This is a genomic window from Verrucomicrobiota bacterium, assembly GCA_016200005.1.
Lineage (GTDB): Bacteria > Verrucomicrobiota > Verrucomicrobiia > Limisphaerales > PALSA-1396 > PALSA-1396.
Genome location: JACQFP010000047.1, coordinates 163,219 through 182,577 on the forward strand (window position 1 = coordinate 163,219; position 19,359 = coordinate 182,577).

The window sequence follows — 19,359 nt, forward strand, 5'->3', positions numbered from 1 at the left end:
TTACTTATGGCGAATTCCGCGCCAATCCTCCGCCAATAGCGCCCAGCGTTCGTGGTCGCGCCATCTACCGGCGATCTTAACATAGCGCCGCGAGAGGCCTTCGCATGAAAATCCCGCCCGTCTTACCAGGGCGATGGAAGGAATGTTGCCCGGCTGAATGTCGGCTTCGACGCGATGAAGCCTGACTTTGGTGAACGCAAATCGAATCATCAACCGGAGCGCTTCCGTGGCGAAGCCTTGGCGGGCATAGGATGCGCCGATGAGGTAGCCTAGGCAGGCGCTTTGCAATCCCCGGCGGATGATATGGAACAAATTGATATTACCAACGATGGTGCGATCCTCATTCCTGCAAATCAAAAAGCCGAAAAAATCGTCGCGGCGGCAACGGTTGAGGTAATCGTCAAACTGCTTTCTACCCTTGAAGCGCGGGACCAAGCTGCGATAGGCCTTGACGTTCGCCTTCATCATATGGGCGTACTCCCGGTAATCGCCAGTCCTTGGCGGTCGGAGAAAAATCTTCTTTCCGCGAAGCGGAATTTGCAGCGGTGTGGCGGATTTGCAGCGCATCAGAGCTTCCGTCCCGTCAGCCGCTCGTAAGCCTCCAAATACTTCGCCGTCGTTTTGGCGATGACATCGTCGGGCAGGCGCGGTCCGGGCGGCGTTTTGTTCCAGTCGAGGGTTTCGAGGTAGTCGCGGACGAATTGTTTATCGAAGCTCGGCTGGCCGCGCCCGGCTTGATACTGGTCGGCGGGCCAGAAGCGCGAGGAGTCGGGCGTCAGGACTTCGTCAATGAGGATGAGCTGGCCGTCGCTCTGGCCGAACTCGAATTTGGTGTCGGCGATGATGATGCCGCGCTGGCGGGCGTAGTCGCGGGCGGCCTTGTAAATCTTCAGGCTCAAATCGCGCGCTTTGGCGGCGATTCCCTCGCCAACGATCTTCTCGGCCTCGTCGAAGGGAATGTTTTCGTCGTGGCCGGCTTCGGCTTTGGTGGATGGCGTGAAGATGGGTTCGGGCAACTCGGCGGATTCGGTCAGGCCAGCAGGGAGTTTGATGCCGCAAACGGTCTGTGACTTTTTGTATTCCTTCCAGCCGCTTCCCGAAAGGTAGCCGCGCACGATACATTCGATGGCGAGCGGCCTGGCTTTTTTGACAAGCATGGAGCGGCGTTGCAAGTCGGCGAGCTGCGCCGCGGGCAAGCCGGCGAGCGCGGGAATGTTAAACGGTTCATTCGCGCCAGCGAGCAGGTGATTCGGCACAAGCGAAGAGAATTTCTCGAACCAAAAATGCGAAATCTGCGTGAGCACTTCGCCTTTGCGCGGGATGCCGTTGGGCATGACGACGTCGAAGGCAGAGATGCGGTCGCTGGCGACCAGGAGGAAGCGGTCGCCGAGGTCGAAGACTTCGCGGACTTTGCCGCTGCGGAGTTTTTTGATGCCGGGCAGGTCGAGTTGGAGTAAGGGCGCGTTAGTCATGGCGAAATAATGACGTTCACCATTTAGAGTTCAAAGTTCAAAATTTTGCATTCTCTCTATTTCGACACGGTGCAAGATTTACTTTTGTGTTTTCTGAAATCGCTTCCTTGAACTGCCGGCCTGACGTATTGTCCAACGCCAATGTTCTCAGGACAATCTGAAAAGCCAGCCGTGTCACCGGCACAACGCACGTCTTTTTTTCGCCAGAGCGGCTGGCTGATGTTCGCCACCATCGCCGGCGGCATGTTGATGTGGGCCGTGCATTTTCTCGCCAAGCAAATGCACGCACCAGAGCAGGTGCGCGCGGAGGAGTATGGCCTGTTCGTCGCGTTTCTGTCCGTGGCGATGTGCATTCCGGCTTTGCCGCTGCAAATGGTCATGGCGCATCAAACCGCTCAAGCGCTGGCGCGAAAACGGGAACGCGAACTGTCGGGCACAATCCGGATGGTCTGGCTGGGAACGTTTGCGCTCTGGCTGGTGGCATCGATTGTGGTGATCGCTCTGCGGGAAAAAATCCTGGGCCAGTGGCAGATCACGAATCCGGCGGGATTGTGGGTGACGCTGGTGGCGTTGTTGTTCACGTTCTGGTTTCCATTGTTCGCCGGCGTATTGCAGGGGCAGCAGAGTTTTCTCTGGCTGGGCTGGACGATGATCCTCAACGGCGTCGGGCGGGTCGGCGTGGCGGCTATCGCGGTGCTGGTGCTGGGCGGGTTGGCCGCGGGCATGATGACGGGCGTATTGCTGGGGCTGGTGTTGGCGGTGCTGATTGCATTGTGGCAGACGCGCTCGCTCTGGTTGGCGCCTCCACTTCCGTTCGACTGGCATAATCTGCTGCGGGAAATGATCCCGCCGATGCTCGGTTTCGGCGCGTTTCAATTCCTGTTCACGGCGGACACGATGTTCGTCAAGGCGTATTTCGGCGGCGGCGAAACAGGTTTTTACGGCAGCGCCGGCACTTTGTCGCGCGCCTTGATGTGGCTGGTGGGGCCGTTAACGGCGGTGATGTTTCCGCGCATCGTTCATAGCGCAACCAAATCGGAGAAATCGAACCTGGTGGGCATGGTGCTGTTGGGCACCGGTGTGGTGGCGGCCTGCGGCGCTCTCGGCCTGTGGGTTCTCGGCCCGTGGGTGGTCAAACTGGTCTGGGGCGCGGACTACGTGCAGATCGCTTCCGAGGTGCTCCCCTGGTACGCCGGCGCGATGGTGCCGTTGTCGCTGGCCAATGTGTTGCTGAGCAATTTGCTGGCGCGCTCCCAGTTCGGCCTGGTGCCGTGGCTGGTCGCATTGGCGGTCGCCTATGGTCTGGCTTTGACGCATTTCAATCGCAGTTTGGTGACGGTTTTGCAAACGTTCGGCGTTTCAAATCTTGTGCTGTTGGTCATTTGCGCAGTGTTTACCTGGAAACACCGGAATGAAGTGGTGAACAGCGCCCCACCGTCACCGCTTTGATTGCCTGTTTCCGTCTTCCTTTGTCGCCGAACGCGGTGGCGGGGCCTTGAGCTTCTTGTAAACCCAGTTTTCCAGCGGACGCAATGGCAGCAGCCAACGATAGCACGGCGAATAAATCAGCCGCAATCGCACCACGGACAGAAACATCACCAGCGAACTTCGCAACAGGCGTTGCGTCACCTTGGAGCCGATTTTGTCCGTCCATTCAGTCGGCACTTCGCGAACGACAAATTTCTCCCGTTTCAGGCAATAGAGCAGGTTCACATCGAACGCCAGGTCGGCGATGCGCAGCGAGGAATGAATTTTCTCGACCGCGGCCCGGCGCATGACCTTGGCCGGGCATTGCGTGTCTTTGATGTTCATCCAAAGCAAGACCTGCACGATGGCGTGAAAGGCGCGGCTGGTGAAGCGACGCAGCCGGGTCTGGCTCTGGTGCAGAATCGCTCCCGGCAACCAGCGCGAGCCGATGACGCAATCCGCCCCATCCATCTTCCGCACCAAAGTGTGCAGGGCCTTGGGCGACGTGGCACCGTCGGCATCGACGTAGCCGATCAAGTCCGCGAGCGGCGCCAGTTTCAGCCCTTCGATCAACGCGCCGCCTTTTCCGATTGGTTCGGGAAAATCCAGAGCGCTGACGGTGGGAAATTCCGCTGCGACCCGTTGCACGACGCCGAGGGTGTTGTCCTTGCAACCGTTGAGCACGACGACGAGTTGGAATTTACCCTTGTAATGCTCGTGGAAATACTGGGCGTACTCGCGCAACACCGGTTCGATCCGCTGTTCTTCGTTGTACGCTGGAATGAGGAGCAACAGGCTAGGCTCGGTCACGCACAATGGATTAGCAGAGTTTTAACGAAATGCAACTGCGGCGGACGGGGAATGGAGCGATGGAGAAATGGAGTGGTGGAGTGACGGCTCAACACTCCAATACTCCAGCACTCCATTACCACAGTCTTCACTGTCATTTTATTGACACCTCGCGCCGGATTTTGAATTTCTCGACGCGCTTGCGCAGTGTGGCGCGAGTGATGCCCAGGAGTCTGGCAGCCTGCACTTGATTGCCACTGGTTTCCTTGAGGGCTTGAATGATCAACTCGCGCTCGACCGCCGGAATCACCTTGCGTTTGTTGTCCTGGCGCGCCCAGCGGAACAATTGAACCGCCAGTGCATCCAGGTCGTGGTTCTCGCCGGTTGACACCGCCGCAGTCGTGGCCGCCAAAATTTGTTGACCGGTGATTTCCGGGGGCAAGTCGCCGGGCAGTATCGCATCGCCCTTGGCCACCACCAGCGCCCGTTGAATCACGTTCTCCAATTCCCGCACGTTGCCAGGCCAATGATACCGCTCCAGCGCCTTGATGACGCCAGGCGATATGGACTTGGGCGGTCGCTGTTGATCGCGCGAGAATTTTTGCAGGAAATAATTGACGAGCAAACGAACATCATCCCGCCGTTCACGCAGTGGCGGAAGTTGGACGCGCACGACGTTCAAGCGGTAAAACAAATCCTCCCGGAATCGGCGTGCCGCCACCGCCTGCTCCAACGGCTTGTTCGTGGCGGCGATGACGCGGACATCCACCTGAATCGGCTGATTGCCACCGACCCGCTCGAAAGTGCCTGATTGCAACACGCGCAGGATCTTGGTCTGGGTGGCGGGCGTCATGTCGCCAATTTCGTCCAGGAAAATGGTGCCATGATTGCATTGCTCGAATTTGCCGATGCGCTGTGCCGCGGCGCCGGTGAATGCGCCCTTCTCGTGGCCAAACAATTCGCTTTCCAACAAATTGTCCGGAATGGCGGCGCAATTGATCGCGAGAAAAGGTTGTTTACTTCGTTCGCTGTGGCTGTAAATGGCGCGCGCGACAAGCTCCTTGCCGGTGCCACTTTCGCCCGTGATGAGCGCAGTGGCATCCGACGCGGCCAGTTGCCCGATCAATTTGAAAACCTGCTGCATCCCGTCGCTGCGCCCAACGATGCCCAGATCGTAATCTTCCGATTCCAGCAAGGGTTGATACGAAACGACCTGTTTCATGTCGCGCGCGGCCTTGAGCGCGCCGGTCACGATTTCCTTGAGCTTGGGAACGTCGAACGGTTTGAGCAGATAATCGTAGGCGCCGAGCTTCATCGCCTCGATGGCCGTCTGCGTGGTGCCATAAGCGGTCATCAGAATCACGAGCAATTTGGAATCGATCTGCCGCAGGCGACGCAACGTCTCCAGCCCGTTGATGCCGCCCATGCGCACGTCCATGATAACGAGGTCGGGTTTGAGTTTGGGGATCAGTTTCAGCCCCTCTTCGCCGCTGGAAGCCGTGGCGAGTTCGATCTCCTGCGAGTCAAAGATCCGCCGGAACGAGTATTGCACGTCCGCTTCGTCGTCGATGAGGAGGAGCTTGTTCATTAAACATTTCCCATGCGAACAATAATCAAACTGGCTGAAACAAACAGAGAAATCTGATCAATCACTAGGACGTGGAAACTCACTACCCTGCTTCGGAAATTCGCGATATGGCTTCTTTTGTTCGTAAAGTTCGATTCGCTCTTGCGCTTCAGCGCGATCTTTGTTGGTCAAACCGTCCATGCTCAGGGCTTGTTTTTGAACTCGGATCGCCTGATCGAAATCGCCGACCTCGGCATACGCTGCTCCGAGTGCGCCGACGGAATGCCATTCCTTCCAGTTCGTCAATTCGCAGGCTTTCGTAGCCAACTCCACCGCTTCTTTCCCATTTCGAATTGAAGCAGTAGGACATGTAGCTCGAAGCCATGCCAGCCCATTGTAGGCAAAACTATTTGTTGGATTAATTCGAATCGCGTCATGAAGATCGTCGAGCGCTTTTTCGATATCGCCTTTCCGATAGTGAGCATGCGCGCGACTCTCGTAAGCCAAATCATTTTTGGGGTCGAGTCCAATGGCTGCGCTGTAGTCAGCGATCGCTTTGTCTAAATCGCCTTTAAGCCCATAAGTATGGCCACGCCCGCCGTATGCTCCGGCGTTTTTTGGATTGAGTCGAATCGCTTCGTTGAAATCTTTGATTGCCTCGTCGAAGTCGCCTTTCTTGTTGTAAGCAATTCCCCGACTGTAATGAGCCGCGAAATATGTCGGCTCAAGTGAAATAGCTTCATTGAAATCCCTGATCGCCTTCTCCAAGTCGCCTTTGTCGTAGTGGACAAGCCCACGATTGTAATATGCTCTATTTGCCTTCGCATTGAGTCGGAGCGCTTCGTTGAAGTCGCTCAGTGCTTGGTTTAGATCGCGTTTTTTATAGAAGGCGAAACCACGATTGTTGTAGGCTGCGAACTCCTTTGGATTGAGTCGTATCGTTTCGGTCCAGTCACGAATTGCTTGGTCCAAATCCCCTTTGTGGTTATAACTGTTACCGCGATTGTAAAAGGCTTCAGCATCTTTTGGATCGAGCAAAATAGCAGTTTTGTAGTCATCAATCGCGTTATCGAATTTACCTTTACCGTCGTACGCGAGTCCGCGGTTATCGTAGGCAGCCGCAATTCTTGGATTCATTTCCAAAACTTCATTCATACGGGAAATGACCGTGTCGTAGTCACCTCTATCTTGCGCTTGTTTGGCTTGTTGGAACAGCTTGTGGATTTTTCCACGATCGCTGCATCCCGCGACCATGGTTGAGGCAAATAACGCGAGCAAGAGATTATGCATTTTAATTGTCATACCATTCCGCCAGTAGGCGCTGCTATCTTTCTCCCGGCAATTTCAAATTCGCCAACCGGGTTTTAAGCGTAGGATCGCCGTCATCGTGACGGCTGCGTGCCAATGCGGGACGGATGATCGCAGCGCGCACGTCAATTTCCTTATTCCAAAGCGTTTGCCAGAGAAGGCGCGTGTTCATCATCATGTCGCCGCGGGCCGTTTCCTCGTCGAACTTCGGGCGATACAAGTCCACCGCCTTTTGGAGATGGGCGCCAAATTCCTCCTCAGTGGGATGGCCCGTCCGCTCCATCACCAGTTTGAATGCTTGAATGTCTTTTGGATCAAGCCGCTGAAGTTTGCTGACCAAAATGTCCCACGGATGCGGAAAAATAAAAAGATGTCCCTGTCGCTCCGCTTGCACCGCGCGCGACATCCAGTCCTTCGTCGTGCGAAAGGCCAGATGGTCACAAACCTGGATGTAAAAATCGCTTTGTCCTTTGGCCCATCCTTTTTCCGCCACGAGGCTGGTGAGGAGATCGTAAGCCTCTTCCGGGGGCGAAATATCAATGTCCTCGCTTAAGAAGGTGCGCTCGACGAGCAATTGCAACGGCGCGGAACCAAAAACGGTGAGTTCCAGACGCGGTCGTTGGGGCAGAGCACGCGCCAGTTCGTCAAGCCGTTGGCCAGCGCTCGCGTTCCAGTCTAAGTTTTTTGCCGCGTATTCCATGAATGGCCTGGTCAATCAGTCGCGGCAGTACTTCGACATCCGCCGCCAGTTTGCGTGCCAGCGCGACATCGCGCTGGGTAAGCTTGCCCGCTTCCTCGCGCAATAAAATCCGCGCGGCGATGCGCGACTTGCGCCAGCAGGTGTCGTGACGTGGCTTGCCCTTTTTCCGCATGCTTCATTCATATCGCGGGAAGGGACTTCCGTCAAAAGGAAAACCGGCTTTTCTGCTCCTTCAATGATGTAGGAGACGAGGTGACAAGACGCTGACTGTCTTCGATTGTTAAAATTAGAGACTCGTCACCTCGTCTCCTACTTTTTGAAGCTGCGCTTCACCCACTCGCGCGCTTCGTCAGCCGTTTTCAATTCATCAGCCAATTGCTTTTCGCGAATCTCGCTCAGCAATTCACCCATCGCCGGCCCGGGCTTCATGCCCAACTTGATCAAATCATTGCCCGTCAATAGCGGCGGCCGGATGGCCGGCTGTGCTGCCAGTTGCGCCGCCTGCTCCACAAGAAATTCGTAGTGGTCCAGTTGCCCGTGCGAGCCGAGGCAATCCAGCCGGTGCAGTTCCAGTTCGAGCGGAAATGTTTCGCGGAGGAGCAGCCGTCGCAACGTTGCCTTGCGCATGTTCATTACGTCCTTGAACTGCATGTGCTGCAGCACGCACGCGACGATTTCATCCGTTTGTTTGCGCGGGAATTTCAGCCGTTGCAACAACGCCTCCGCCATTTCCGCGCCCACTTTTTCGTGGCCGTAAAAGTGGATGCTGCCATTGGCCGGATCGGGAGCGGCGGTGACGGGCTTGGCCACGTCGTGGAGCAGCACCGCCCACGGCAGGGAAGGCGGCGCATCGGCCGGCAACTGGTCGAGCATCAGCCGCAAGTGATTGAAGACCGTGCCTTCGGGATGAAAATCGGGTGATTGTTTGCAGGAAACTGTCGCGGCGATTTCCGGCAACACCTGGACCAACAAACCGCTCTCGCGCAACAATTCCAAACCACGGGCCGCGTGCGGTGCGCGGAACAGTTTGATGAGTTCTTCGCGAATCCGCTCCGCGCTGATGGTCAGAATCTGTGGCGCGTTGGCCTTCAACGCAGCGAAGGTTTCGGATTCGATTTGAAAATCGAGTTGCGCCGCGAGGCGAACGGCGCGCAGCAACCGCAAGTGATCTTCAGCGAACCGTTCCGCTGGCGAGCCGATGGTGCGGAGAATTTTCCCGCGCAAATCCGCTTCGCCACCCACCCAGTCGTGGAGTTGTTTGCGAATCGGATCGTAGAACAAACCGTTGACGGTGAAATCGCGGCGCAAGGCGTCGGCGCGCGCGTCGCCAAAACTGATTATTTCCGGATGCCGCCCGTCTTGATAATCCGATTCCGCGCGGAAGGTGGCCACCTGAAATTGGTGACCCTGTTCAACGACGAGCATCACTCCAAACTTGCGCCCGACAGCAATGGTGCGGGAAAAGAGTTTTTCAATCTGCTCCGGCACCGCGTTGGTGGCGACGTCGTAATCTTCCGGTTCGCGTCCGAGCAAGAAATCGCGCACGCAACCGCCGACCCAGTAGGCGACAAAATCGGCGGTTTGCAGGCGATGAACAATTTCTATTGCGACGGAGCGCAGGGAGTCGCTCATAATTTGGGATTAACGAGTGCGCTGTAAGACGCCGCGCAAATCGTAAATCGTAAATCGTAAATTCACACGCTCATTCATCGCCCCAAATCCCCTTCACGTGAGCGACGCCGCTTTTAAGTTCCTCAACGGTGAGGGCGGGGCTGAATTCAAATACTTTGATGTGCTGCCTTTTCACCATCGGTTTGAGCGCAGCGAAGTCAATCGTGCCGGAGCCGGGGGCGCAGTGATCGCGTCCGGGAAACTGCACATCGTGAATGTGAAAGCCAAAAAGCCGGTCTCGCAGAGACTCCAAATGGGTCGCATGATGAATGAAGCCAAGATTATCCTTGATTTGCGCGTGGCCGGAGTCGTGCCAATAAACGATGGCCGGGCTGGAAAATTCGTCGAAGAACAACTGGAAATCGCTTTCCAGCGGGATTTCTTCCAGCGCTTCCCGGTTTTCGATGCCCAGTTTAAGTCCGTGCTTTTCGGCCTCTGGCAGGAAGCGGCGCAACATCTCGTGGGTTCGCTCGACGAATTTTCCTTTTCTGGCTTCGCGTTTTTGAGTGAGTTCCGCGCACAGCTTCGCGTATTTGGGTGATTTCTTTTCGCCGCGCCCGACCATGTCGATGAGTTTGTCGGTGTAGTCCTTCATATCGATGCTGCCGAGGTGCAGCACGACGAGGGGCGCTTTCACGCGCACAGCGAATTCAAAAGTCTTGAGGGTGTGGCGGTGGGCGTTTTCGCGTTCGCGGGGGGACTCGGCGGAGAACTGATAGAGATTGGGCGCGGAGTAATTGACGCCCATGGGCAGCGGACAGAAGTTATGCAGGCTGGAGATTTTGATTTCGCCGGCGTCCACGGCCTCAAGGATGCCGGGCAACAGGCTGATGCGGGTGCCGTGACTCAATTCAGCGAACTCAAAGCCCAGATCGCGAAGCTCGCGCAACATGGCGCGGCCATCGGTGTGGCGATGGGAATTCCAGCAGGTGGAAAGTGAGTACATAAAAAACAAAAGCCGAGTGCAGTTGGGTTTTCGACCGCACCCGGCCCGAAGAGTTCAAACCATTACAGGTCCGCGTAGCGAGCGCTCAACATCGCGGAAAACCGGGCCGCTTTCATCTTGCGACGGCGGCGTTCGCTGGGTTTCTCAAAATGGCGGCGGCTGCGCACTTGTTTCATCGTACCTTCGCGGTCGATTTTTTTCTTCATGCGCCGCAACGCGCGGTCAACTGATTCGCCTTTTTTTAATCTGATTTCAGTCAAGACTGATTCACTTCCTCTCGGTGACTTCGGAATCGAAAGGGCCACCATGGCCGCTCTGTTCACTTAAGTCAGGGGCTGGAGGGTATTTTTGCGCGCGGTCAGTGTCAATCGGCAAAAAAGCTTTGGCAAAAAAGCCTCCAAACCCCAATAAACAACGGCCGTTTCCTGTTGTCCTTAAGCCGCTTCCTCGGTTTGCAGGAAGCCCTGCAACTGGCGCAACCGGGTAGGATGCCGCATCTTGCGCAAGCCCTTGGCTTCGATCTGGCGGATGCGTTCGCGGGTGACTTTGAACTGCTTGCCCACTTCCTCCAGTGTGCGAGAATACCCATCTCCCAGGCCGAACCGCAATTCCAAGACCTTCCGCTCGCGCTCCGTCAAACTCTCCAACACATCATGCAGTTGTTCCTTCAACAGGCTGTAGCTGGTCATGTCTGACGGATTTTCTGCGGCGTTGTCTTCAATAAAATCGCCGAAGTTCACATCGCCGCTGTCGCCAACGGGTGATTGCAACGAGATCGGCTGCTGCGCCATTTTCAGGATGGCGCGGACCCGATCAACCGGAATTTGCATTTCATCCGCGATTTCTTCCGGCGCGGCTTCACGTCCCAAAACCTGAACGAGTTGCTTTTGCACCCGCATCAGCTTGTTGATGATCTCGATCATGTGCACCGGGATGCGGATGGTGCGGGCCTGGTCGGCCACGGAACGGGTGATGGCTTGGCGAATCCACCAGGTTGCGTATGTGGAGAATTTGAAGCCACGACGGTATTCGAATTTCTCCACGCCTTTCATCAGACCCATGTTGCCCTCCTGGATCAGGTCGAGAAAGGAGAGACCACGGTTGGTGTATTTTTTGGCGATGGAAATGACCAGCCGCAAATTTGCCTCCACCATTTCCGTCTTGGCCTGGTGCGCCTTGGCGGCGAAGTTCTTCAACCGCGCATAAGCCTTGAGGAAGTCGTCGCAGCACATGCGCACAAAGACTTCCAAGGCTTGAATCTTCTGCCGTTCGGCGGCGATGATCGCCTGTTGCTGGCTGGACTTACGATGCTTTTCCAAGTCCTGAATGGCGCGCCTGCTGGTTTGGATTTTATCGTGGATATTTTCGGTCACCAGCGTCACTTCCTCGATCACTTTGTGCTTGTAGAAAAACTTGGGGAATGAGTCCTGGAGTTTTCGGTCCAGCTTCTTGAACTCGGCCAGCAGCCTTTCGCGCCTCGTTTTATTGGTGGTTGCCTGCCACTTGGCGTACTTCTCGTCCACTTGCTGATCGAGTTGCCGCACTTGCTTGACCAGCTTGCGCAGGACTTTGAGGTGGCTTTCGCGGCCTTCAATTTTTTTGTCCACGATGACGCGGTCGAAGCGTTCCTTGGGTGGTTCGGAGATCAACTTCTCGGCGAGCGCAATGTGTTCCTTGCCGGTAAAGCCAAAGCTATAAATGATCCGTTTGACTTCGTTTTCGGCTTCCTCAATGCGTTTGCAGATGGCCACTTCCTGTTCGCGGGTCAGCAAGGGCACCTGGCCCATTTGTTTGAGATACATCCGGACTGGATCGTCCAGAATATCCAGGCGGACTTTCTCGTCCGGCTCCTCGGGTTCAACCTGCTTGACGTTGTCCACTTCGGCCTGATCGACGATCTCGATGTCAAGGTTGCGGAGTTTGGTGTAGATCTCATCCAGGTCCTCCGGCGTGACGATGTTGTCTGGCAGCGCGTCGTTGATGTCGTCGTAGCTCAGATGGCCCTGCTCTTGGGCAAGCCGGATCAACTCCTTGATCTTTTCCGTCAGATCGACGCCGGTATGACTTTTCACCGGCCCAATCGAAGTGCTGCCATCCGAGGCGGCGGACAATTGCAGTTTGCCATGGCCGTTGCCAGCGTGACCGTTTCGGGTCTTCTTGAAGTCCTTGACTGCGGCAGCGGGAGACTCGGACGCTCCATTTCCGGTGACGACTCGGTGCGCTTTGGCGGACGGTGTTTTAACATGTTTGCGAACGGTTCTTTTGGTTGTGAATTTGGTGGCGGCCTTTCTGGCCTTCAATTTAATCATATCTTTTATATGGGTGCGTCGCATTTGCGCTGCAAAAACAGCCTCCCAGTATGCCTGAACACCGTGGTCGAGTCAAGCAATGTAGTAAACGGCAGCGCTACCAAACGGTTACAACGCCCAAACCGCCGCGTCATTATTGGGCGTTTTGGACGCGATCCAAGGTCTTCCTAGAGGGTAACGGCTTCGCCCTTCACCACGCCGTCATAACCGTTTTCTTCCAATTCCAACGCGAGTTCCTTGCCGCCGGAGCGAACGATCCGGCCATCGACAAGCACATGGACGTAATCGGGAACAATGAAATTCAGGAGCCGCTGATAATGCGTGATGACGAGTTGGGCATTGTCGGCCCGTCTCAATTTGTTGACGCCTTCGGACACGACCTTCAACGCGTCAATGTCGAGACCGGAATCGGTTTCATCGAGAATCGCGAGCTTCGGTTCGAGCACGGCCATCTGGAAAATCTCGTTCCGCTTCTTTTCACCGCCGGAAAAACCGTAGTTCACCGGACGCTTCAAAAAATCCTCCGACAAACGCAGAATCTTCATCCGTTCCTTCACCACTACGAGAAACTCCATGGCGTCGAGTTCTGGCAGACCTCGGTGCTTGCGGACTTCGTTGAGGGCCGATTTCAAAAAGTAAGTGCTGTTCACCCCGGGAATCTCCACCGGGTATTGGAACGCGAGAAAAATCCCTTCGCGAGCGCGCTCTTCCGGATCGAGCTCGAGCAAGTCCTGGCCGCAGTAAATCACTTCACCCTGCGTCACTTCGTAACCGTCGCGGCCGGCCAGGATTTGCGAAAGCGTGCTCTTGCCGCTGCCATTCGGCCCCATGATGGCATGGACTTCGCCCGCGTTGATCGTGAGGTTGACGCCATTGAGGATTTGTTTGGCCTCGACTCCGGCGTGCAGATTCTTGATTTCAAGTATCGGTTGATTCATTTCTGTTCGTTCAATTTCTAATGCGATCGGTATTGGCTCGATATTCAATTCCCCGCCTAGCTTCCGCCCTATAAACCGTAGTTAACGAGACCACGGACAGAAATCGAAAGACGGTTCTGGGACGTTCAGCCCACGCTACCCTCAAGGCTCACCCCAAGCAGTTTCTGCGCTTCGACGGCGAATTCCATCGGCAGTTCCTTGAACACTTCCTTGCAGAAGCCGTTGACGATCATGTTCACCGCGTCCTGCGTAGAAATGCCCCGCGCGTTGCAATAAAAAATCTGGTCCTCGCCAATCTTGGAAGTCGAGGCTTCGTGCTCGACGCTCGCGGTGGTGTTCTTCACTTCGATGTAAGGGAATGTGTGCGCACCGCACTTGTTGCCCAGCAGCAGCGAATCGCACTGGGAAAAATTCCGTGCGTTCGTGGCGCCCTTCTGAACTTTCACCAGGCCGCGATAACTATTCTGGCCGTGCCCGGCGGAAATGCCTTTCGAGATGATGGTGCTGCGCGTGTTCTTGCCGATATGAACCATCTTCGTGCCGGTGTCAGCCTGCTGATAATTGTTCGTCACCGCAACGGAATAAAATTCGCCGATGGAATTCTCACCTTGCAAAATGCAGCTCGGATATTTCCAGGTGATGGCCGAACCCGTTTCCACTTGCGTCCAGGAAATCTTCGAGTTTCGACCTTTGCACAACCCGCGCTTCGTCACAAAATTGTAAATGCCGCCTTTGCCGTTCTCGTCGCCGGGATACCAATTCTGCACGGTGGAGTATTTGATTTCCGCCTTGTCGAGCGTGATCAACTCGACGACCGCGGCGTGAAGCTGATTCTCGTCGCGCATCGGCGCCGTGCAACCTTCGAGGTAGCTCACATAGGCGCCTTCCTCAGCAATGATGAGCGTGCGCTCAAACTGGCCGGTGTTCGCCGCGTTGATGCGGAAGTAAGTCGAGAGCTCCATCGGGCAACGCACGCCCTTGGGGATGTAGCAAAACGAGCCGTCCGTGAAGACTGCCGAATTCAACGCCGCGTAAAAATTGTCCGTGTACGGCACGACCATGCCCAGATATTTCCGCACGAGCTCGGGATGTTCCTGCACCGCTTCGCTGAACGAACAGAAGATGACGCCTTTCTCACCGAGTTGTTTCTTGAAAGTGGTGCCGACGGAAACGCTGTCAAACACCGCGTCCACCGCCACGCCCGCCAGCCGTTCCCGTTCGCGCAACGGAATGCCGAGCTTCTCGTACGTTTCCAACAGCTTCGGATCGACTTCGTCCAGACTTTTCGGGCCGTCGCCTTTCTTCTTCGGCGCGGAGTAATAAACGATGCTTTGGTAATCGATGACTTCGTGATGCACCTTTGGCCACGTCGGCTCCGTCATGGTCAGCCAATGCCGATACGCCTTGAGCCGCCACTCCATCAGCCATTCCGGCTCGTTCTTCTTGCGCGAGATGAGACGAATCGTGTCCTCGCTCAAACCGGGCGGCGCGGAATCGGTTTCGACATCCGTGTAAAAACCGTATTTGTATTCCTGCTTGACCAGGCCTTCGATGGTTTCCGTTGCTGTACTCATGGCAAAAAACTCGTTAAAGCATTGCGGCGTTCATTTCCGTTTCTTCCCCGCGCAATCGGCGCACAGGCCATGAACGGCGATGTCGTAATGATCCACCTTGAAGCCCTTCGGGCGCGGTACGCTCGGCGAATCCGCCGGCAGCGCCACGTCAAAAACCGCCGCGCATTCATCGCAGTAATAGTGGCAATGCTCTTCCATGTTCGGACAGAACCGCGTCGCCCCGCGTTGAAGCTGGACCTGCCGCACCAGACCGGACTGCACCAACGCAGCGAGGCAATTGTAGACCGTCGCCATCGAGATGTCCGGCAGCGCGCGTTTGGCACGGATAAAAACCTCTTCCGCCGTCGGATGATCGAGCTTTTGGAGCAACACGTCATAAACCTGCTGCCGCTGGGACGTGAAACGAAATCCGTTCGTTGCCAGCCGCTCGGTCAGTTGCCGCTCATTCTTTTTGTTTCCCAAAAGATTCATCAGGTCACGCCAATTTAACCGGCGAAGAGCGGGCTTGTCAATATTTGGAATTATTCTAAATAAAGGCGGCCCAAGCCCGACCAGTGCCGGGCGGAAGAAATCAGATGACGCTCCTCCCCACAAAGTTCCCCTCCAGGGAGGGGGTCAGGGGTGGGTTTCGTTTGCCCGGTCGATTTTACAAAACCGTGACATTTATGCTCCCCAGCCTTGCTTAACCTGGGTATCAATTAACGATACCAACAGTCATGACTCGATTAAGCTTTAACAAGAAACCGACCTTCCTCTGGCAAGGCTTGTTGATTGTGCTTCCCGTCGTGGTGCTGGCGGCGGTTGGCATCTTCTCTCTGCGTCAGGACAAGATTTTGGCTCAACACGAAGCAACCGAGCGCGCCCAAGCCATCGCGGACGATCTCCTCCCCAAAATCTGGACCGCATTAACAGCAACGAACGACTCCAACCTCTTCAAGCATCACGCCTTTCAGATTGATCAAACGGGTGAACTGATTTTCCCGCGACCTTTCGACCCTATTCCACGGCCGCTGAGTTCAACAGAATTACCGTCGGACAATTCCCAAGCCATCGCGAAATACAACGACGCTGTCTTGCTGGCGCGGCAGGGGAAATTTCAAGAAGCTGCGAACACATTCAAAATCGTCGTGGATAAATTTCCAGACGCAATCGGCGACACGGGTCTTGAACTTGGGCCGCTGGCCCAATGGAAATTGCTCGAACTACAAAACCTCGAAACCAATCGCAGTGTCCTAAACTCTCCCAGCACAGCGGACTCCTTTTGGTCGAGCGCCATCTATCATCCCACTCCGTTGACCCCTTATTTTCTGCAACTTGTCTCGGAAGATGACCGTAACGTGCAAGAAATCTGGCAACGGCTCTGGGAGGAACACGAATTGTCGCGGGCGTTGTATTCTGCGGCGCGCGAACATCTCGGCGTCACGACGAGTCCCAAACCACCACTCCTGACAATCCAAGGTAAAGAGGCAGAATTGAAATCGGCGACAGTCGCTGCGGCAAGCATTGTGATACCCCGCTTATTCTGGTTCCAGCACTGGTTGGCCGTCCGTTACGACGGCATCCCTTCTGAAGCCGCCGATCGAACGGGGCTGACAGCTCGTGAAGCAAAACGCCAGGTCAATAGCGGATTTGACAGCAGTTTGATAGGCTCAAAAAATATAATTACCCGTGAAAACAGAATGAGCCTTGATGCGGCAGGCACACCCCGTGCGGTCACACTCGATAATCAGGAAGCCGTTCTTTCAAAGACCCCGGCAAAGCCGATCTTCCCCAAGAAGTCTAAAGGCAGAAACATTCCTGACTTGGAAGTGGTGGAAGGGCCGACTAGCTCCGAGTCCGACAGCCGTTCGGCCATGCCAACCAACTTTTGGTTCGTTTACCGCGCTGAGTCCGAACTCGGCTCACAAGTGACTGCCTTGGTGAAGGCCACGCAGATTTGATGCCCCACTTGTGCGAACCATCCGCGGCGTTGAGGCAAAGCAGCGTGCCGTTCAAGACAGGTACGCCGATTTCCAACTTGCCGTCGCCATCGAAATCACCGACCGGCCCCAAGCCGTTGGAGCCTTCGTCGTTGTTGTGAAACTCTGCCCAAAGCGGTTTGCCGTCGGCGTGAACGGCGGCATACCCGCCGCGCGCGTAAGAGCGGGCGTTGAGATAGGCATCTAATCTGCCGTCGCCGTTGAGGTCGGCTACGCTTGGTTCGGAGTACGCAAGCCACTTGCCGAAGTAATTGGTACTCGTCACGAAGGCAGGCGGAAAAATTGGCTCGCCTGTTTTACCGCTGATGACCCCGTAAATCGTGAAGAACATCTGCACAAGGTCATCGATGCCATCGCCGTTCATGTCCGCCACGGATGGAATTCCGCCCCCGAATGGCATGGCAGATTCCTTGGCAACCAGTCCTTTGCGCTGCCAGACGACTTCGCCCGTGTCGCCGCGCAACACCCAACCTTCACCGCTGCCCTTGGAGCGGCGGTGCAGGTCAACATAAACATCCAGTCCGCGCCGCCGGCCCGTGAAATGTCCGAACGTCCAATGGTCAATGCCCGCCTGCAACCCGCCCCACGGACACCCTTCGATGGAACGACGCCACTTGATCTTACCTCGCGCGTTCACACAGACAAGCGAACTCAATCCGTGCTCGTCCTCCGCCGCGAACAGGACTTCGGGACGTCCGTCGCCATCCAAGTCCGCGGCCTGCGGGCAACGCGCGCCATTCAGTGCGTAGCCAGGGGACAAGCCCATCCCCACGCCGGGCAATGACCAGAGAATCGTCGGCGGTGACGAGTGCTCCTTCCCCGGCTTAAGCACGACGATTTCCCCCGCTGCATTCTGCACGATGATTTCGTTTCGCCCATCGCCGTCCAAGTCAACGGCGATAGGAATCGTTGTGAAGCCGCCTGATTTTCCCAAATCGGATTGATGGGTAACTTTACCTTTCGTGTCAACGGTCAGCGCCTTGCCCGCCGTCAGGTCGCGAATGTGAACTTCATTAGCACTGGCAAAGACGAGGTTCAAGCGGTGACCGGGTTGCGCAAACTTCCAAGTCCGTTTCACACTCCCGTCAGGCATCAGCGAAGCAGCGCGAAAAGTGTCTTCAAACCGGCCCGCGTTGCTTTTCTCAGCGAAGAAGAAGTCGGGTCTGCCGTCGCTGTCGATGTCGGCGCGCAAAATATCCAATGAACCTTCGTCGGCAATCGTGTTCGCCGTGGGCGGCAGCGTGGCATTCATGAGCACCGGACGGACTCGCTTGAGCACAGCGAGGTCGATGAGCTTGTGTCCCTCGAGACGGCCGATATGCAGGTCGCAGTAAGTCGGCGGACGCTTTTCGCGCGTCGGCGTGTAGATGAGCTCCGAGACGCCGTCTCCATTCAGATCAGTGATCGACCACAACCACACGCCGGCGATGTCCGCCTTCACTTTACCCGTCTCACAATCTCGGACGATGAGATGCCATTGATCATCCACCTCCCCGTCCACCAGCATGTAGGCCATCTCGTCCTGGCCATCGCCGTCGAGGTCCGTCACCGGATTCGGTCCGACGTGGAGGTAATTGGGCCGGCCCTCCGGACGCGGCGCATTTTCGTTTTCGAGATACTTGTGTCCCCAGGCGTGAACCCATTTTCCGTTTTCAAAGCGAACACACTCAACGTGCAATACGAAATCGCTGATGACGAAGATGTCCTTTTGCGGCCGGTCGTGGCGGAGGCGGCTGAGCAACATGCCGTAGTTTCTACCTTTGGCCACGGGCACTTCGGCTTTCAAGTCGCCGGTTTGGCCGTTGAAAATCTGCACGCGATAATGCGGCGCGGTGACAATCTCCGGCAAGCCGTCGCCGTCCACGTCGTCCACGATGAGCGTCGGCGCGTATTGATCCTTGAGCGGGCCGGTCGTCCACGCCAGTTCGCCGTGCGGTGCGCCTTTGTCGAACGTGAAGCAATACCCCTGTCCTTCGCCCGTGTCCATGCGATGCGAGAAGGAGATGATCTGCATTCCCTTGCGATCGGGAAACAATTTGCACACGCGGACATTGCCGCCCAGTGGAAAACCATTCACGGTGAATGACCACAGCCGCTTGCCGGACAAGTCCGTGACCTCAATCGTTTTGCCAGTCAACGAAAACTTCTCCAGCGTGCCGTCGCCATCGAGATCGGCCACATTCGAGGGTTCATCGTTTTTGTTGGCCGCGATGCCAACGAATGGAGCGCCGAGGTAATACTCCCACTTGATTTCAGGTGTCACGATTCGGCCCTTGGCGGGCGTGACTCCGGAGAGCGCGACATCGTGGCGATAAACCGGCCAGTCATTGGTGGGCGCGCCAACGGCGATGCCCAAGGTGAGACCAAAGAGCAGTGCGGCAATTTTCATAGGAACAAACTTTCGTCCGACTTGCCCGGTCGCTTCGTCACCTTCCAACCGGAGCCAGCCGGCGTTTCCAGACGGGTGACTTTGTGTTCGCATCTTCGGTCGCCTTCGTGTCCTGTCCAGTCCAAACCGTTGAGTGATCAAGGCTCACCATGAATCCAAACCGCACTGGAGCGTCGCTGCGTGAGAGGGTGGACGTCGCGAAAGCGGGATTCGACTTTTCGCAAGCCGTGCATAATACTCGCTCGGTCCG

General features: G+C 56.1%; 17 protein-coding genes. 2 read left to right on the plus strand and 15 right to left on the minus strand.

Annotated features, from left to right (window positions below):
* Together HY298_17160 and HY298_17165 are read right to left on the minus strand one after the other, a co-directional pair.
* Positions 1–567, minus strand: coding sequence for a GNAT family N-acetyltransferase (locus HY298_17160; protein MBI3851989.1), 567 nt, complete (start codon positions 565–567; stop codon positions 1–3).
* A complete protein-coding gene (locus HY298_17165) occupies positions 567–1,472 on the minus strand; it encodes a phosphoribosylaminoimidazolesuccinocarboxamide synthase (GenBank protein MBI3851990.1) in 906 nt (301 codons plus the stop codon). Before HY298_17165 ends, HY298_17160 begins: the two co-directional genes overlap by 1 nt.
* A gap of 171 nt (positions 1,473–1,643) precedes the next feature.
* Here HY298_17165 and HY298_17170 point away from each other — a divergent pair, with 171 nt between their 5' ends.
* Positions 1,644–2,921: a hypothetical protein gene (locus HY298_17170; GenBank protein MBI3851991.1), complete on the plus strand. Its 1,278-nt coding sequence runs from the start codon at positions 1,644–1,646 to the stop codon at positions 2,919–2,921.
* Here the strand turns inward: HY298_17170 and HY298_17175 are convergent.
* The 12 genes from HY298_17175 to HY298_17230 form a co-directional block, all read right to left on the minus strand.
* A complete protein-coding gene (locus HY298_17175; protein ID MBI3851992.1) occupies positions 2,910–3,749 on the minus strand; it encodes a glycosyltransferase in 840 nt (279 codons plus the stop codon). The two genes, HY298_17170 and HY298_17175, sit on opposite strands and share 12 nt — an antisense overlap.
* A gap of 133 nt (positions 3,750–3,882) precedes the next feature.
* Positions 3,883–5,316 (minus strand): sigma-54-dependent Fis family transcriptional regulator, encoded by a 1,434-nt coding sequence (locus HY298_17180; protein ID MBI3851993.1) that lies wholly within the window; start codon positions 5,314–5,316, stop codon positions 3,883–3,885.
* Between the two features lie 57 nt (positions 5,317–5,373).
* Complete coding sequence (locus HY298_17185) at positions 5,374–6,597, minus strand: tetratricopeptide repeat protein (protein MBI3851994.1); 1,224 nt, start codon at positions 6,595–6,597, stop codon at positions 5,374–5,376.
* A 22-nt stretch (positions 6,598–6,619) separates the two neighbouring features.
* Positions 6,620–7,303: a hypothetical protein gene (locus tag HY298_17190; GenBank protein ID MBI3851995.1), complete on the minus strand. Its 684-nt coding sequence runs from the start codon at positions 7,301–7,303 to the stop codon at positions 6,620–6,622.
* Entirely contained in the window at positions 7,248–7,475 is a 228-nt protein-coding gene (locus HY298_17195) for a hypothetical protein (protein ID MBI3851996.1), read from the minus strand. Before HY298_17195 ends, HY298_17190 begins: the two co-directional genes overlap by 56 nt.
* Before the next feature lie 137 nt (positions 7,476–7,612).
* The gene (locus HY298_17200; protein ID MBI3851997.1) at positions 7,613–8,935 is read right to left on the minus strand and encodes a CCA tRNA nucleotidyltransferase; all 1,323 of its coding nucleotides are present in this window, start codon (positions 8,933–8,935) and stop codon (positions 7,613–7,615) included.
* 70 nt (positions 8,936–9,005) lie between these two features.
* A complete protein-coding gene (locus HY298_17205; protein MBI3851998.1) occupies positions 9,006–9,920 on the minus strand; it encodes a sugar phosphate isomerase/epimerase in 915 nt (304 codons plus the stop codon).
* 62 nt (positions 9,921–9,982) lie between these two features.
* On the minus strand, positions 9,983–10,180 hold the full coding sequence (rpsU, locus tag HY298_17210) for a 30S ribosomal protein S21 (GenBank protein MBI3851999.1): 198 nt from the start codon (positions 10,178–10,180) through the stop codon (positions 9,983–9,985).
* Positions 10,181–10,354: 174 nt separating this feature from the next.
* Complete coding sequence (gene rpoD, locus HY298_17215; GenBank protein MBI3852000.1) at positions 10,355–12,229, minus strand: RNA polymerase sigma factor RpoD; 1,875 nt, start codon at positions 12,227–12,229, stop codon at positions 10,355–10,357.
* 167 nt (positions 12,230–12,396) lie between these two features.
* Positions 12,397–13,155, minus strand: coding sequence for a Fe-S cluster assembly ATPase SufC (sufC, locus tag HY298_17220; protein MBI3852001.1), 759 nt, complete (start codon positions 13,153–13,155; stop codon positions 12,397–12,399).
* 137 nt (positions 13,156–13,292) lie between these two features.
* Positions 13,293–14,741 carry a Fe-S cluster assembly protein SufB gene (sufB, locus tag HY298_17225; GenBank protein ID MBI3852002.1) on the minus strand — a complete coding sequence of 483 codons (1,449 nt, stop codon included), beginning with the start codon at positions 14,739–14,741 and terminating at the stop codon, positions 13,293–13,295.
* Positions 14,742–14,771: 30 nt separating this feature from the next.
* A complete protein-coding gene (locus tag HY298_17230; protein ID MBI3852003.1) occupies positions 14,772–15,212 on the minus strand; it encodes a transcriptional repressor in 441 nt (146 codons plus the stop codon).
* Between the two features lie 245 nt (positions 15,213–15,457).
* Here HY298_17230 and HY298_17235 point away from each other — a divergent pair, with 245 nt between their 5' ends.
* Positions 15,458–16,681, plus strand: a complete 1,224-nt coding sequence (locus tag HY298_17235; GenBank protein ID MBI3852004.1) for a hypothetical protein — start codon at positions 15,458–15,460, stop codon at positions 16,679–16,681.
* Here the strand turns inward: HY298_17235 and HY298_17240 are convergent.
* Entirely contained in the window at positions 16,566–19,109 is a 2,544-nt protein-coding gene (locus HY298_17240; protein MBI3852005.1) for a hypothetical protein, read from the minus strand. The two genes, HY298_17235 and HY298_17240, sit on opposite strands and share 116 nt — an antisense overlap.
* Positions 19,110–19,359 lie beyond the last annotated feature (250 nt).